The organism is Citrobacter sp. MGH100, from assembly GCF_001034465.1.
Classification (GTDB): domain Bacteria; phylum Pseudomonadota; class Gammaproteobacteria; order Enterobacterales; family Enterobacteriaceae; genus Citrobacter; species Citrobacter youngae.
Map to the genome: position 1 here is coordinate 778,234 of NZ_KQ089801.1, position 15,718 is coordinate 793,951.

The following is a 15,718-nucleotide window of genomic DNA, read 5'->3' on the forward strand; positions in this document are numbered from 1 at the left end:
GAAGATGTAAAAGATCTGTATAGGTAATCTTTACCCCCCGTATTGCCTGATGGTGCTACGCTTATCAGGCCTACAATCCTCCGCGAATCAATCCTCCCATGCCACGGCGCTCCATAAAGGCCGCTACCTGATGGCGTACCTCTGCCGCCATCTGCGCTTCCAGGCTGCGCTGCGCCAGCGTTTGCGCCTCATCAAAATCGATATGACGCAGCAGATATTTAACGCGAGCGACAGAACGACCGTTCATTGACAAATGGCGAAAACCCAGGCCTATCAGAATGGCTACACACATCGGGTCGCCCGCCATTTCACCGCATAAGCGCAAATCGATACCGCTTCTTTCGGCTTCCTGCACAATCATCGCCAGCGCGCGTAACATCCCCGGATGCAGACTGTCATAAATGCTGGCTACCCGTGTGTTGTTACGATCGACGGCCAGTATGTACTGGGTAAGATCGTTGGTTCCGACCGAGATAAAGTCAATCCGGTTTGTCAGATGCGGCAGCATGAACACCATCGACGGAACTTCCAGCATGATGCCAATGCGCGGTTTCGGGATCTCGTAGCCGATCATCTCTTCCACTTCGCGTCCGGCGCGTTCAATCAAACGTCGCGCTTCGTCCACTTCATCAATGCTGGTTACCATCGGTAGCAAAATGCTGAGGTTGCCGGTTGCCGCGTTGGCACGCAGCATGGCGCGAACCTGGATCAAAAAGATCTCTGGCTGATCGAGCGTTATGCGGATCCCTCGCCAGCCAAGGCACGGGTTCTCTTCACTGATGGGCATGTAGGGCAGTTGTTTATCGGCACCGACATCCAGCGTACGCAGAGTTACGGGCTTATCGTTAAACATCTGCAGCATACCCTGATACTGCGCAACCTGTTCTTCTTCCGAAGGAAAACCGCTTTGCAGCATGAACGGGATTTCGGTGCGATACAGGCCAATACCGTCGATCCTGCTACCCAGCTTTTCTTCATGTTCCGGGCTGAGACCCGCATTGAGCATCACCTTCACGCGCTCGCCGCTTTTCAACTGTGCTGGCTGGTTGACGTCGTCTTCCGCCAGGCGGCTCAGCTCAATTTCTTCACTGATAAGACGCTGGTATTCCTGAATCAATACCGGTTCCGGATCGACCAGCAGTTCACCGCGATAACCGTCCACCACCAGCGTGCGGCGATGCAGCACCGACGGCTGGATATCGGCCCCCATAACGGTAGGGATACCCAGCGCACGAACCATAATCGCCGCGTGAGAGTTGGCGGCACCATCCCTGACGACAACCCCTACCAACCGGTCCTGGGGAAGTTCCGCCAGCGTAGTGGCAGACAGCTCATCCGCCACCAGCACGAAACGTTCCGGCCAGGCATTCGGCCCCTGAACAGAGTCGTCAAGATGGAACAGCAGACGCTGCCCCAACGCGCGCAAATCCCCGGCGCGTTCTTTGAGATAGTTATCGCTTAGCGCGGCAAACTGTTCGGCAAACTTCTCGATGATCGTTTTAACCGCCCACTCGGCCACCGAGCCGTTATCCACTTCCGCGAACAACTCGCGGCGCAGACGGGTATCGGAGAGCAGGTGCGAATAGAGATCAAAAATTGCCGCCGTCTCTTTCTGTGCCCCGGCAGCAAAACGCTTACTGTAGCGGCGAAATTCATTTGCGGCTTCTTCCAGTGCGCCAGTCAGACGTTCACGCTCAAGCACTGGATCCAACGTTGAAGCCTGATACACCTGTTCCATCAGCGGTAACGTGGCATCCTGCCAGCCTTCAGCGATCGCCACGCCGGGGGCGGCAGGCAATGCGCGGATACGCGTTTGCCGGTATTGCCCAAATAGCGCGGTTAACTGCGACTGAGACAGAATAGCGGCCATTTGTGTGGCAAGCGTGACCAGAAAAGATTCTTCGCTTTCGTCGTACTGGCGCAACTCACGTTGCTGTACCACCAGGACGCCTAATAACTGGCGTCGCTGGATGATCGGTACGCCTAAGAACGCACGAAAGCGTTCTTCTTTCACCGAAGGAATATATTTAAAGCTGGGGTGTTTTTGCGCATCGGCAAGGTTGATAGGTTCCGCCAGCCTGCCAACCAGGCCAACGATCCCTTCATCAAACGCCAGTGCAACAGTGCGACCGCGTGGTTTTTTAAGTCCTCGGGTCGCCATCAGGTAATAACAGCGTCGGTCGTGATCGGCCAGGTAGACCGAGCAGACCTCTGTATCCATCGCAAGACAGATGTCAGTAACCAGAATATTCAACGCCTCATTGAGACGTGGGGCACTGGCCACCTTTTCGACTATTTCGCGCAGGCGGGTGAGCATAATTTGCGTAGCTTAACCTCTTTTACGTCTGTACGCAGGTGCGCTTTGCGGCTTAGGAGTGCTCTCCTGAAGCGCCATCACAACACTTGCGAATTCTTTCATCACCCTGCGATAGACATCGCGTTTAAATGACACCACCTGTCGAACCGGATACCAGTAACTCACCCAGCGCCAGCCGTCGAACTCAGGTGTACTGCTGGTTTGCATATTGATTTCAGCATCGCTACTGACCAACTGCAAAAGAAACCATTTTTGTTTCTGGCCGATACAAACCGGCTTTGTGTCCCAACGCACCAAACGTTTCGGTAACTTGTAACGCAACCAGTTACGAGTAGAAGCAAGGATCCGCACATCTTTACGACTCAGACCTACTTCTTCAAAGAGTTCCCGGTACATCGCCTGCTCTGCTGTCTCTCCTGCATTTATCCCGCCTTGCGGGAATTGCCAGGAGTGCTGACCAAATCGCCGGGCCCACATGACCTGCCCCTGGCGGTTACAAATTACTATCCCTACATTCGGGCGGTAGCCATCGTCATCAATCACCGGACTACCTCAACATAAACCTTATATACAAACGATTGTTTCACACTCCAGAGGGGCGGTAAACCACTCTGTTAAGGGCGCGATATTCTAATAACAATTGAATAACTCACAGCAAAGAGCCGAGTTATAAACAGAAGATATGCTACATAGGCGATTTTATTCACCTTTTCTGTGGATATAGTTGTGAAGAAGTACGGAATTACTATGGGAAAACCCGGAGCAGTCTGAATAAGACATCCGTCACACTCAAAAAATAGTCTTATATATTCATTAAGTTAAAAGCAACAACTGTAGCTAAACATGCAGAAATGTGATGCACGTCACGCATACGATCTTCGAGCTGATGAAAGATCGACCAGCGTTGGTTTTATCCACAGATTATGCCAATAAGTTAGGCACAATTTGTGTGAAAATTCGATTTTCGTCGCACGTCAAGGCTGTAAATTGAAACAGTAGTGGGGGTTTTTCACAGTTATCCCATCTTTCTGTGGATAACATGGTGTAAGATCCTGTTCATTGTCAGTGACCAGAATTGGAAAACCCGGTTTTCTGTTGCGCAACCCTTTACATCAAAATATAAAAACCACTATAAATCATGCAATTGGATAAAGCATGTGGAAAAAGATAAACTCTGTCCACACGGTATAAAATCATTGCTCATTTTTTAACCCAAGGGTAACCCTGATGCCAGAACTCCATCCATTGATTTCTCCGCCTGAATCCGAAGCCCAGTTGCTGCACCAGGCACGGCAACTTTCGGGCTACACGCTGGGAGAACTGTCGGCGATGGCAGGACTCGTCGCGCCAAAGGATCTGAAGCGGGACAAAGGCTGGATTGGCGTGCTGCTGGAAATTTGGCTTGGGGCCAGTGCGGGCAGTAAACCGGAGCAGGATTTTGCCGCGCTGGGTGTGGAGTTAAAAACGATCCCTGTAGATAGCCTTGGCAGACCGCTGGAAACGACCTTTGTCTGCGTGGCACCGTTAACCGGTAATACCGGCGTGACCTGGGAAACCAGCCATGTTCGACACAAGCTTAAACGCGTGTTGTGGATACCCGTAGAAGGTGAACGCAGCATCCCTGTGGCTGAACGGCGCGTTGGCTCTCCGTTGCTGTGGAGTCCGAATGAAGAGGAAGATCGACAACTGCGTCTGGACTGGGAAGAGTTGATGGACATGATAGTGCTAGGCCACGTCGAACGCATCACCGCTCGCCATGGGGAAGTGCTGCAACTGCGTCCTAAAGCCGCTAACGCCCGGGCGCTGACCGAGGCCATTGGCGCCCATGGCGAACCGATCCTGACTCTGCCCCGCGGGTTTTACCTGAAAAAGAACTTCACTCGCGCATTGCTGGAACGGCATTTTCTATTCCAGGCTCAATAACACACCCTGACCTTTCGCCCGTCGCGTTACGCGCCTATAATTACCGCTTCTTTTTTTTGGCAGGACTTTGTTTGATGTTATTTGCATGGATAACCGATCCTAACGCCTGGCTGGCGCTCGGTACGCTGACGCTGCTGGAGATCGTTCTCGGGATCGACAATATTATTTTCCTTTCTCTGGTTGTAGCAAAACTCCCAACAGCACAACGTAATCATGCCCGACGAATCGGGCTGGCGGCAGCGATGGTGATGCGTCTGGCGCTGCTGGCATCCATCGCCTGGGTAACGCGGCTCACTAACCCGTTATTCGAACTGTTTGGCGAGGCGATTTCAGCGCGCGATCTGATCCTTCTGCTCGGCGGATTGTTCCTGATCTGGAAAGCGAGTAAAGAGATCCACGAATCCATTGAGGGCGAAGAGGAAGGGCTGAAAACCCGCGTCTCTTCTTTCCTGGGCGCGATTGTGCAGATCATGCTGTTGGATATTATCTTCAGTCTGGACTCAGTAATCACCGCAGTAGGCTTGTCCGATCATCTGTTTATTATGATGGCAGCCGTCGTGATTGCCGTGGGCGTAATGATGTTTGCAGCCCGCCCAATCGGTGAGTTTGTTGATCGTCACCCTTCGGTAAAAATGCTGGCACTCTCTTTCCTGATACTGGTTGGCTTCACGCTAATCCTGGAAAGCTTCGATGTCCATGTTCCGAAAGGATACATTTACTTCGCTATGTTCTTCTCTATCGCTGTAGAGACCCTGAACCTGTGGCGCAATAAAAAAAATCCACTCTGACTGACACTATCGCTCCCCCCATGGGGAGCGAATACTCCCCGCGCACCTTCCTTCTCTCACAGATTAAGATTTTACTGCTTTCGCCCTGCACAACTTCGCGTTATTACTAAACTAGTGTCAGACGCAGGCCATGTGAGGATAAGCAGATGAAAAAATGGGCAGTTTTAATTTCCGCCGTTGGGCTGGCTTTTGCCGTTTCCGGATGCAGCAGTGATTATGTGATGGCAACAAAAGATGGTCGAATGATCCTGACCGATGGTAAACCAGAAATTGACGATGATACCGGTCTGGTGAGTTACCACGATCAGCAAGGCAATGCGATGCAAATTAACCGCGACGAAGTCTCTCAAATCATTGAGCGTTGATGGTTAAGGTCAGCAGCGCGCTGGCCTTAACAATTTTGCTTCCCTTTTTCCCTTCCCTCAGCCATTTTTATAATCCTTATGTCGTGATTATAAAAAGGAAACGGCTATGCAATATCACCGTATACCCCACAGCTCGCTGGAAGTCAGTACACTGGGGCTGGGCACAATGACGTTTGGTGAACAAAACAGCGAAGCCGACGCACATGCACAGCTCGACTATGCCGTTGCACAAGGCATAAATTTAATCGACGTTGCCGAGATGTATCCGGTACCGCCTCGTCCAGAAACCCAGGGACTCACCGAAACTTACGTGGGCAACTGGCTCGCCAAACACGGCAGCCGCGAAAAGCTAATCGTGGCGTCGAAGGTCAGTGGACCATCACGTAACAACGACAGCGGCATTCGACCGAATCAGGCGCTGGATCGTAAAAACATCCGTGAGGCACTGCACGACAGTCTGAAAAGACTGCAGACCGATTATCTCGATCTCTATCAGGTCCACTGGCCGCAGCGTCCGACCAACTGCTTTGGTAAGCTGGGATATAGCTGGACGGACTCCGCGCCGGTCGTTTCCCTACTGGATACGCTGGACGCGCTGGCAGAGTTTCAGCGTGCAGGTAAGATTCGTTACATCGGTGTTTCCAACGAAACCGCGTTTGGCGTAATGCGTTATCTGCACCTGGCAGACAAACATGACCTGCCACGTATCGCCACTATCCAGAACCCGTACAGCCTGCTAAACCGCAGCTTTGAAGTTGGACTGGCCGAAGTGAGCCAGTATGAAGGCGTTGAGCTACTGGCCTACTCGTGCCTTGGTTTTGGCACCTTAACCGGTAAATACCTGAACGGTGCGAAACCTGCCGGCGCACGCAATACGCTGTTTAGCCGTTTTACGCGCTACAGCAGCGAACAAACGCAAAAAGCGGTAGCTGCCTATGTGGATATCGCCAAACGCCATAACCTCGATCCTGCGCAAATGGCGCTGGCATTCGTGCGTCGTCAGCCGTTTGTCGCCAGCACACTGCTGGGCGCCACGACGATGGAGCAGCTAAAAACCAACGTTGAAAGCCTGTATCTGGAATTGAGCGAGGAAGTGCTGGCAGAGATTGAAGCGGTGCATCAGGTGTATACCTATCCTGCACCTTAACAGTTAGCGCCTGATGGCGCTGCGCTTATCAGGCCTACAGACAGCGTTCCCTGTAGGCCTGGTTGCAACAGCATATAACAGACTAATGGCGGCGCTGCCAAATCCACAGCGCCGTAATCGCCAGGGCAAACAACGCACCAAATCCAACGCCAATGGCTACCGCAGGAATACCCACCAACACCGCCAGTGAGTAGATACCGAGCATCAGCAACATCGCGCTGTTTTCACCCAGGTTTTGCACCGCAATAGCGTTGCCCGCACCCACGCTTTTTTTGCCCCGCTCCTGCAGTAACGCATTCAGCGGCACCACAAAGAACCCACCACACACGCCGATAAGCAGCAGCAACGCGTAGGCCGGAAGCAGCGAATGTTGAAGAGAGAAAATCAGCACCACGACGCCGATCAGTATCCCTGCAGGCATACAGCGCGACACGGTTTCCAGCGTCACCAGTTTCGCAGCCGCCCCCGCGCCGACAACAATCCCGATAGCCACCATAGCGTTGAGATAGGTCGGTGTGGCGTTATCGGTAATGCCGAGCGCAACCGGGACCCACAGCACCAGAAGAAAACGCAGCGTGACGCCCGCGCCCCAAAACAGGCTGGTTCCTACCAACGAGAAACGTGTTTCACCGTTGCGCCACAGCGAGGAGGCGGCACAGAAAAAACTACGCGTCATTTTGCCCAGATGCCAGGACTGACCGGGGCGAGCCGCGGCGAGCTTGGGAATATACACGTTAGCGACCACCGCGCCTGCATAAGCCAGCGCACAGGCGGAAAGCGCAGCAATCACATGCCAGTCGGCCAGAACGCCACCGGCGACAGATCCGAGCAGAATCGCGGCAATGGTTGACGCCTCCATCAGGCCATTCGCTTTCACCAGTTTGTCGCCGGTCGTCAACTCACCCAGGATGCCATACTTGGCCGGAGAATACGCCGCTGCGCCAATACCCACCAGCGTATACCCGAGAAATGGGTTAACGCCGAAACAGATACTCGCCGCGCCCAGCAGCTTGAGACCGTTGGCGAACATCATCACTCTGCCTTTGGCAAAGCTATCCGCCACCTGTCCAACAAACGGCGCAAACAAAATGTAAGCGCCCACAAACACCATTTGCAGGATTGGCTGGCTCCAGTCCGGGTAGAACTTCGCCTTGAGCAAAGCCAGGGTAGCAAACAACAACGCGTTATCGCCAAACGCTGACAAAAACTGCGCGGCGATAACGGACATCATCCCTTTTGACCAGATTGACGTGCTAGTGTGTACTGACTCACGCATGTTGTTTTTCCGGTTCATCGACCCAGTTTTTCAGTGTCACAAAATCTGGCTTACCGCTGCCGAGCAGAGGGAGTTGTTTCAGGTGGCGGATATCACGCGGTACGGCAAGCTCTGGAATGCCGTGGATGCGCGCATACTGGAGTAATCTTTCACGGGTCAGCTCGCTGTCGGTAGTAAACAGCACCAGCGCTTCCCCTTTATTGGCATCGCTCTTGATAGCCGTGGCATGCATTTTGTCAGCAGATACTGCCAGCGCCAGCTGTTCAACCATCTCCAGTGACACCATCTCACCGGCAATTTTGGCAAAGCGCTTGGCACGCCCCTGAATCTGTACAAAGCCATTTTCATCAAAGCGTACAACATCACCGGTGTCGTACCAGCCGTGTTCTATCTGACCCTGCGCATTTTCTGCGGTTGGGACTTCCAGTACACCTGGCTTTTCGACGCGCAGATAGCCGCTCATAATATTAGGGCCTTTCAGCTGTAAACGCCCGCCATCTTCAATACCAGGAACCGCCAACAGTCGGGCATCCATACCAGGCAGAATGCGCCCTACCGTTCCCGATTTCGCCGCCATCGGTACGTTAATCGACACCACCGGCGCACATTCCGTCACGCCATAGCCTTCAAGGACGCGCAGGCCAAACTTCTCCTGCCACAACTGCTTTGTGCTGTCTTGCAGCTTTTCGGCTCCGGCAACAACATAGCGCAGACGGTGGAAATCATACGGATGAGCAAACCGCGCATAATTGCCGAGGAACGTTGAGGTACCAAACAGTACGGTGCAGTTACGGTCATATACCAGCTCAGGAACGATGCGGTAATGCAGCGGACTGGGGTACAAAAACACTTCAGCACCGGTCAGCAACGGCGTGAATAACCCTACCGTCAGGCCAAAAGAGTGAAATAGCGGCAATGCTGACATAAAGCGATCGTCGGCAGTGAAATCGGCAATCGTCTTAATCTGCTCGACGTTCGCCAGAATGCTCTTATGGCTGTGTACGACACCTTTCGGGTGGCCTTCTGATCCTGAGGTAAAGAGGATCACCGCAGCTTCTTCCGGCTGCTGCTTCACCTGTGCCAGATGCGGCGCCAACAGATGAGAAAAAATCCACAGCTTATCGCCAAAGGTCACATCGGCCTTCAGATCTTCCAGATACACCCAGCGCACCTGGGTGAGCTGTTCCGGTAGGTGCCAGAGTTTGCCTTTATCGAGAAATTGTCGGGAAGTGAAGATCGTTTTGATTTCAGAGGCTGTAATGGCGCTGGTTAATCCCTTCACGCCCGCCGTATAGTTCATCATCGCCGGGATGCGTCGACGCGCAATGGCGCCAAAAATGACCGCCGCGCTGATCCCCGCATTTGGCAGCATCAGGCCGATTTTTTCACCTTCCGCGCTATATTTCTCCAGAATACGAGCCACAAAGAGTGTCTTCGTCAGCAGTTTGCGGTAGCTGTCCGGCGTAAAGTTAACATCTTCAATGCAGTTTTTGCCTGCGCCAAACCGGTATTTTGCCGCCAGTAGCGACTCGTATAACGTTTCACGCGGGCGGACGGCCATACGCGCTTCCATCATAATCTGGTGCAGCATTTCACCGGCGATTTTGCGGCGATCGCGAGCACGCGGCGCTTCCGGCATCGGCATTTGGGTCGGCGGCAGGATATGCAATTGAATACGCGGAAAAAATCGCTGTTTAACCAGACCTTTCAGGCGGCTAAATTGGGTCAGTTCCGCGCCTTCAATACGCACAGGCACCACCGTCGCCTTTGATTTTGCGGCAACGAACCCGGCACCATCGTAGATTTTCATCAGTGAACCGGTGGTCGAAATACGTCCTTCCGGGAAAATAACCACCGGGCGCCCCTGCTCGACCAGGCGTACCAGATGTTTAATCGACATCGGTTTGGTTGGGTCTAGCGGTACGAAATCAATCAGTGGAGTGAGCCAGCGCATATACCATTGCTGGCTGATCGAGGTGTAAACGGCAAAAACGGGGCGAATCGGTAAAAAGAGCGCCAGCAGGATACCATCGATAAATGAGACATGGTTGGGCGTGATTAAGACGCGTTCTCCCCGTAGCGCGCTGACATCGCCCGTGACGCGAACACGAAACAGCACGCGAAACAGATTTCGAAAAAAGCCAAATAGCATCTCAACTCCCTGTGCCATTAATTATATAAACATCAATGATGGGAGAGTATACGAGTTGGGGAATGGGCGCGACAGATAACGGGTAAATAGAATCCGAAAAAAAACCTGCGCATCCGCGCAGGTCGGTGCAAGAGACAGGTACGAAGTGCGTACCGAATAATCTCACCAATCAATACCTCTGGGATCTTGATTGTGGTCGTCACCGCGCCGTTCCGCCAGTTGGAAAACGCAAAGGAATGAACCCAAGTGCAACGAGTTGTGTAAATTATCGGTTACTGTTACAGATACGCCGTACGCAAAAAAAAACCTGCGCATCTGCGCAGGCTGGTGTAAATTTTGTGATCAACCCGAAAGTTGATTTCACCTATCAATACCTCTGGGATCCCAACTCTATCAATCCGCTCTCTCCCCTCACCAGCGAACAATCGCAACAGCACATCGCAAAGTGTAAGCAAAGGTTTTCATTTTCTATTTTCTGTCTTACTTCGCTCGTGTCCGCTCACATTTGCGACGTCCTGACGGGCAATCTGCTTGAACAGACAGCCGTTTTCCGTAACACTGGCGGGATGTAAGCGTTTACCCACAACAGGTACTATCATGGCGACCATAAAGGATGTAGCCCGACTAGCTGGTGTATCAGTCGCCACCGTTTCTCGAGTGATCAATGACTCCCCCAAAGCCAGCGAAGCATCGCGTCTGGCTGTAATGAGTGCAATGGAATCACTCAGCTATCACCCCAACGCCAACGCGCGTGCGCTGGCACAACAATCTACTGAAACCGTCGGTCTGGTAGTCGGTGATGTGTCCGATCCGTTCTTTGGGGCAATGGTTAAAGCTGTCGAGCAGGTGGCCTATAACACCGGTAACTTTTTACTGATTGGCAACGGCTACCATAACGAGCAAAAGGAACGTCAGGCGATTGAGCAGCTTATTCGCCACCGCTGCGCAGCCCTCGTGGTCCACGCTAAAATTATCCCGGATGCCGAGCTGACATCATTGATGAAACAAATCCCCGGGATGGTACTGATCAATCGAATCTTACCGGGATTCGAACAACGCTGCGTTGCGCTGGACGACCGTTACGGTGCCTGGCTGGCAACCCGTCATCTTATTCAGCAGGGCCATACGCGCATCGGTTATCTGTGTTCCAACCACAGCATTTCAGATGCGGAAGATCGTTTGCAAGGCTATTACGACGCGCTGGCGGAAAGCAATATTCCGGTAAACGATCGACTGGTCACGTTTGGCGAGCCCGATGAAAGCGGCGGCGAGCAGGCAATGACTGAGCTGCTTGGTCGCGGCAAAAACTTCACGGCTATCGCCTGCTATAACGACTCAATGGCGGCGGGCGCTATGGGTGTATTAAATGATAACGGCATTGATGTGCCGGGAGAAATCTCGCTGATTGGTTTTGATGATGTACTGGTTTCACGCTACGTGCGCCCACGGCTGACGACGGTACGCTACCCTATCGTGACGATGGCAACCCAAGCCGCCGAACTGGCGCTGGCGCTGGCCGAAAAACGCCCGGTCCCGGAAATCACTCACGTCTTTAACCCAACGCTGGTACGTCGGCATTCCGTTTCGGCGCTGACTGAGCCGGGAAATTCTTTGTCAAACGATTAATCAGGATTGCGTCATGACAACGATGTTAGACGTTTCACGACATGCTGGCGTATCGAAAGCGACCGTTTCACGCGTACTTAATGGTACGGGGCAGGTTAAAGAAAGCACGCGCCAGAAAGTCTTCAACGCCATGCAGGCATTAGATTATCGGCCTAATTTTTTAGCGCGCTCACTGGCAAACCGCACCAGCAACAGCATTGGTTTAGTGGTATCTACATTTGATGGCTTCTACTTTGGTCGCCTGCTACAACAGGCTTCGCGCCAGACGGAGTCTCACGGTAAACAGCTGATTGTCACCGACGGCCATGACACACCAGAGCGTGAGCAGGAAGCCGTTCAAATGCTGGCCGACCGACAGTGCGACGCCATTATTCTCTACACCCGCTACATGAGCGAAAAGGCGATTATGTCGCTGATGAGCCGCATTGATATGCCATTGCTGGTCATTAACCGCGACGTCAGCCAGGCCCGCGACCGCGCAATTTTCTTTGAACAGGAAGACGCGGCGTTTCAGGCCGTCGATTACCTCATCTCGCAAGGACATCGTGATATTGCCTGCATCACCGTACCAGGCCATACACCAACCGGTAAATCTCGGTTAATGGGATATCGTAAGGCGCTGGAAAAAAACGGTATTCCCTGGGAACCCGCCAAGGTCAAATACGGTGATTCAACGATGACCAGAGGCTATGAAGCCTGTCGTGAACTGTTGGATGAAGGAGTGATATTCAGCGCACTGTTCGCCTGTAACGATGACATGGCGTTAGGTGCATCGAAAGCATTACATCAGGCTGGACTAAAGATCCCCGAGGATGTTTCGTTGTTTGGTTTTGATGATGCGCCCAGCGCGAAATGGCTGGAGCCGGGGCTGTCTACCGTTTATCTGCCGATCGATACCATGATAACCACGGCAATCGATCAGGCTATCCGTCTGGCCAACGGCGAAAGCGTGGAGCCGATCCCACCGTTTACCGGCAAACTGGTGTTACGGGAATCGGTGACAACGGGGCCGAACTTCACGTAATCAGATGCCGGATGGCGGCTTCGCCTTATCCGGCCTACAGGCCCCACAGTTTATTTCGTAGGCAGGATAAGCGTAGCGCCATCCGGCGTTTCATAACGCTGTATTCAGATTAATTCCAGCGCTAACAGCTCATCAATAGTCTGACGACGGCGAATGAGTCGCGCCACGCCGTTATCGAACAGAACCTCCGGCAGCAGCGGGCGGCTATTGTAGTTCGACGACATCGACGCGCCATACGCACCGGTATCATGCAATACCAGGTAATCTCCCGGCACTACCGCAGGTAATAGACGGGTTTCAACTTTACCGCCTTCCTGTTGGGTAAAAACATCGCCCGATTCGCACAGCGGCCCGGCAACCACCGTCTCAATCTGCGCCGCATTATCCAGCGAGCGGCCATCCCCGGCCAATGCGGAGATATGGTGATAGCTGCCGTACATTGCTGGCCGCATCAGATCGTTGAAGCCCGCGTCGATCAGCACGAAGTGGCGACTGCCCATCTCTTTCACACTGCGCACCTGCGCCACCAGCACACCCGCTTCGGCCACCAGAAAACGTCCTGGCTCGATCTCAAGCTTCACCGGATGCCCCAGATGTTTGGCGATTTGCTCTCGTGCGGCGTTCCACAGTCCGAAGTAGTGATCGGTGTTGATCGCCTCTTCTCCTTCGCGATATGGGATCGACAAACCTCCGCCCGCAGATATAGCCTCCAGATCCTGACCTAATTCAACAACCTGACGCACCATCGCGCCACACACTTGCTCCAGATGGCCGTAGTCCACACCGGAGCCGATATGCATATGAATGCCCACCAGTTTCAGTTGATAACGCTGAATCACCTCCAGCGCCGCCGGAAGGTCGCTATACCAGATACCGTGCTTGCTGTTCTCGCCGCCGGTATTGGTTTTCTGGCTATGCCCGTGACCAAAACCTGGGTTGACGCGCAGCCATACACGATGCCCTGGCGAAACCTGACCCAGTTGTTCCAGCATATCAACCGACCCGGCGTTTACTGGAATACGTAGCTCATGCACCCGGGCCAGCGTCGCCTGGTCAATCATATCGGCGGTAAAGACGATTTCATCATTCTCCGGCACAAAACCTGCTGCCAGCGCACGTTCAATCTCACCCAGCGAGACGGAATCCACCTTCACGCCCTGCTCACGCATCAGACGCAAAATATGAATATTCGAGCAGGCCTTTTGGGCAAAACGCACCACATCAAACTGACTCAGTTTGGCTATCTGCGCGCGGATAATCTGCGCATCGTAAACCCATACCGGACAACCGAATTCGGCGGGCAGACGCAGCAGGTTATCTGCGGTCAGGTCAGTATCAGTGCTGTTGAGTGGACGTGGCATGGCGTGCTCCGGTATTGGCTTTTTTATGATTACGCCACAGCCCGAAGAGAATAAAAAATATCGTTTTATCGCGAGTCTATGCAAAAATGATATGGAATGTTTATTTGAGGATCGCCGATGCCTGCCGTTAACTTGCGCCACATTGAAATTTTTCACGCCATTATGACAGCAGGCAACCTGACGGAAGCCGCACGGATGCTGCACACGTCGCAGCCTACCGTCAGTCGCGAGCTGGCAAGATTTGAAAAAGTTCTGGGGTTAACACTGTTCGAACGTACGCGAGGCCGGCTGCATCCCACAGTGCAGGGGCTACGCCTGTTTGAAGAGGTGCAACGTTCGTGGTATGGCCTGGACAGAATTGTGAGCGCCGCAGAGAGCCTGCGTGAATTTCGTCAGGGTGAGCTGTCGATTGTCTGCCTGCCAGTGTTCTCACAGTCCTTTTTACCGCCGCTGCTGCAGCCATTTCTCGAGCGCTATCCGCAGGTCAATATTCAGATAGTGCCGCAGGAGTCGCCGCTGCTGGAAGAGTGGCTGTCGGCACAGCGCCACGATCTCGGGTTAACTGAGACCCTGCATACCCCCGCCGGGACTAAACGCACTGAATTACTGTCGCTGGATGAAGTTTGCGTGCTGCCGCAGGGACATCCGCTGACCGGGAAAGCAGTATTAACACCGCAAGATTTTCAGGGGGAAAACTATATCAGCCTGTCGCGCACCGACAGTTATCGCCAGTTGCTGGATACCCTGTTTAATGATCATCAGGTCAAGCGCCGAATGGTCATAGAAACGCACAGTGCCGCATCAATTTGTGCGATGGTACGTGCCGGCGTGGGGATCTCGGTAGTGAACCCGCTGACCGCCCTGGATTACGCAGGCAGCGGGATTGTAATCCGGCGTTTTAGTGTTTCGGTGCCTTTTACCGTCAGCCTGATCCATCCACTGCATCGCCCGGCATCCGCGCTGGTTGATGCTTTTACAGCACATCTACAGGCCCATCTCCACCGGCTTACTGACCCGCTGGAGGCTATTTTGCAATCTCAGGTGAAAGCATAAACGTCACGGCATCCTGCGCATGGATCGCCGCGGTATCGAAGACCGGCAACGGGCTCATTTCAGTGGGAACCAGCAGGCCAATTTCGGTGCAGCCAAAGATCACCCCTTGTGCCCCCTGACGAGCCAGTTGCTCAATCACGCTCAGGTAATAATCGCGGGACGTTTCGCTAAATTCACCAAGGCACAGCTCCTCGAAAATAATCTGGTTTATTTTCTGTCGGTCGTCAGCATCAGGGATTAGCGTGCTAATGCCAAATTCCATCTGTAAACGCCCACGATAGAAATCCTGTTCCATGGTGTAACGCGTGCCCAACAGCGCGACGTTACTCATCTTCTGCTGTTGTATAGCCCGCCCTGTTGCATCGGCAATGTGCAAAAACGGGACATCGCAGGCCGTTTCAATGGCCTCGGCCACTTTATGCATGGTGTTGGTACACAGCACAATCCCCTCAGCACCCGCTTGCTGTAACCCCACCGCAGCCTGCGCCAGGATCTCCCCTGCCCGCTGCCAGTCACCGTTCGACTGACAGGCTTCAATCTCATGGAAATCGACGCTGTGCAGCAGAATTTTCGCAGAATGCAGACCGCCCAGATTCTGCTTAACCCCTTCATTAATCAGACGATAATAGGGAATAGTGGATTCCCAGCTCATTCCGCCTAACAGACCGATCGTTTTCATCATTTTC

Annotated in this window: 13 protein-coding genes; 7 read left to right on the forward strand and 6 right to left on the reverse strand. The window is 53.2% G+C overall.

Annotation, left to right across the window (positions count from 1 at the left end):
* Nucleotides 1-70 precede the first annotated feature (70 nt).
* Entirely contained in the window at nucleotides 71-2,317 is a 2,247-nt protein-coding gene (ptsP, locus tag SK32_RS15260; protein WP_048213110.1) for a phosphoenolpyruvate--protein phosphotransferase, read from the reverse strand.
* Nucleotides 2,318-2,329: 12 nt separating this feature from the next.
* Entirely contained in the window at nucleotides 2,330-2,860 is a 531-nt protein-coding gene (gene rppH / locus SK32_RS15265) for an RNA pyrophosphohydrolase (RefSeq protein WP_003825602.1), read from the reverse strand.
* Between the two features lie 684 nt (nucleotides 2,861-3,544).
* Here rppH and mutH point away from each other — a divergent pair.
* From mutH to SK32_RS15285, 4 genes are all read left to right on the forward strand, one after another.
* Nucleotides 3,545-4,240 (forward strand): DNA mismatch repair endonuclease MutH, encoded by a 696-nt coding sequence (gene mutH / locus SK32_RS15270; RefSeq protein WP_048213111.1) that lies wholly within the window; start codon nucleotides 3,545-3,547, stop codon nucleotides 4,238-4,240.
* A 74-nt stretch (nucleotides 4,241-4,314) separates the two neighbouring features.
* The gene (locus SK32_RS15275; protein ID WP_040232169.1) at nucleotides 4,315-5,028 is read left to right on the forward strand and encodes a TerC family protein; all 714 of its coding nucleotides are present in this window, start codon (nucleotides 4,315-4,317) and stop codon (nucleotides 5,026-5,028) included.
* A 146-nt stretch (nucleotides 5,029-5,174) separates the two neighbouring features.
* Nucleotides 5,175-5,393 (forward strand): lipoprotein YgdR, encoded by a 219-nt coding sequence (gene ygdR / locus SK32_RS15280; protein ID WP_005123410.1) that lies wholly within the window; start codon nucleotides 5,175-5,177, stop codon nucleotides 5,391-5,393.
* 106 nt (nucleotides 5,394-5,499) lie between these two features.
* The gene (locus SK32_RS15285) at nucleotides 5,500-6,540 is read left to right on the forward strand and encodes an NADP(H)-dependent aldo-keto reductase (protein ID WP_048213112.1); all 1,041 of its coding nucleotides are present in this window, start codon (nucleotides 5,500-5,502) and stop codon (nucleotides 6,538-6,540) included.
* Between the two features lie 82 nt (nucleotides 6,541-6,622).
* On the opposite strand, the gene lplT is transcribed toward SK32_RS15285, so the two are convergent.
* A complete protein-coding gene (lplT, locus tag SK32_RS15290; RefSeq protein ID WP_048213113.1) occupies nucleotides 6,623-7,816 on the reverse strand; it encodes a lysophospholipid transporter LplT in 1,194 nt (397 codons plus the stop codon).
* Complete coding sequence (gene aas, locus SK32_RS15295) at nucleotides 7,809-9,968, reverse strand: bifunctional acyl-ACP--phospholipid O-acyltransferase/long-chain-fatty-acid--ACP ligase (RefSeq protein WP_048213114.1); 2,160 nt, start codon at nucleotides 9,966-9,968, stop codon at nucleotides 7,809-7,811. The genes lplT and aas overlap by 8 nt, the downstream gene beginning before the upstream one ends.
* Nucleotides 9,969-10,565: 597 nt before the next feature.
* Between aas and galR the strand changes: the two genes are divergently transcribed.
* A complete protein-coding gene (gene galR, locus SK32_RS15300; protein WP_048213115.1) occupies nucleotides 10,566-11,594 on the forward strand; it encodes an HTH-type transcriptional regulator GalR in 1,029 nt (342 codons plus the stop codon).
* 13 nt (nucleotides 11,595-11,607) lie between these two features.
* Nucleotides 11,608-12,618, forward strand: coding sequence for a LacI family DNA-binding transcriptional regulator (locus SK32_RS15305; RefSeq protein WP_048213116.1), 1,011 nt, complete (start codon nucleotides 11,608-11,610; stop codon nucleotides 12,616-12,618).
* Nucleotides 12,619-12,722: 104 nt separating this feature from the next.
* Here SK32_RS15305 and lysA read toward each other — a convergent pair whose 3' ends face one another.
* Nucleotides 12,723-13,979: a diaminopimelate decarboxylase gene (gene lysA, locus SK32_RS15310; RefSeq protein ID WP_048213117.1), complete on the reverse strand. Its 1,257-nt coding sequence runs from the start codon at nucleotides 13,977-13,979 to the stop codon at nucleotides 12,723-12,725.
* Nucleotides 13,980-14,096: 117 nt separating this feature from the next.
* On the opposite strand from lysA, the gene SK32_RS15315 reads away from it, so the two are divergent.
* The gene (locus SK32_RS15315; RefSeq protein ID WP_048213118.1) at nucleotides 14,097-15,032 is read left to right on the forward strand and encodes a LysR family transcriptional regulator; all 936 of its coding nucleotides are present in this window, start codon (nucleotides 14,097-14,099) and stop codon (nucleotides 15,030-15,032) included.
* Here the strand turns inward: SK32_RS15315 and SK32_RS15320 are convergent.
* Nucleotides 15,004-15,711 (reverse strand): aspartate/glutamate racemase, encoded by a 708-nt coding sequence (locus tag SK32_RS15320; protein ID WP_048213119.1) that lies wholly within the window; start codon nucleotides 15,709-15,711, stop codon nucleotides 15,004-15,006. The genes SK32_RS15315 and SK32_RS15320 overlap by 29 nt on opposite strands.
* Nucleotides 15,712-15,718: the final 7 nt, after the last annotated feature.

Coding starts and splice junctions, on each gene's coding strand:
- aas (WP_048213114.1), bottom strand. CDS start 9,968: ATGCTATTTGGCTTTTTTCGAAATCTGTTTCGCGTGCTGTTTCGTGTT.
- SK32_RS15305 (WP_048213116.1), top strand. CDS start 11,608: ATGACAACGATGTTAGACGTTTCACGACATGCTGGCGTATCGAAAGCG.
- SK32_RS15315 (WP_048213118.1), top strand. CDS start 14,097: ATGCCTGCCGTTAACTTGCGCCACATTGAAATTTTTCACGCCATTATG.
- ptsP (WP_048213110.1), bottom strand. CDS start 2,317: ATGCTCACCCGCCTGCGCGAAATAGTCGAAAAGGTGGCCAGTGCCCCA.
- lysA (WP_048213117.1), bottom strand. CDS start 13,979: ATGCCACGTCCACTCAACAGCACTGATACTGACCTGACCGCAGATAAC.
- lplT (WP_048213113.1), bottom strand. CDS start 7,816: ATGCGTGAGTCAGTACACACTAGCACGTCAATCTGGTCAAAAGGGATG.
- ygdR (WP_005123410.1), top strand. CDS start 5,175: ATGAAAAAATGGGCAGTTTTAATTTCCGCCGTTGGGCTGGCTTTTGCC.
- mutH (WP_048213111.1), top strand. CDS start 3,545: ATGCCAGAACTCCATCCATTGATTTCTCCGCCTGAATCCGAAGCCCAG.
- SK32_RS15320 (WP_048213119.1), bottom strand. CDS start 15,711: ATGAAAACGATCGGTCTGTTAGGCGGAATGAGCTGGGAATCCACTATT.
- galR (WP_048213115.1), top strand. CDS start 10,566: ATGGCGACCATAAAGGATGTAGCCCGACTAGCTGGTGTATCAGTCGCC.
- SK32_RS15285 (WP_048213112.1), top strand. CDS start 5,500: ATGCAATATCACCGTATACCCCACAGCTCGCTGGAAGTCAGTACACTG.
- SK32_RS15275 (WP_040232169.1), top strand. CDS start 4,315: ATGTTATTTGCATGGATAACCGATCCTAACGCCTGGCTGGCGCTCGGT.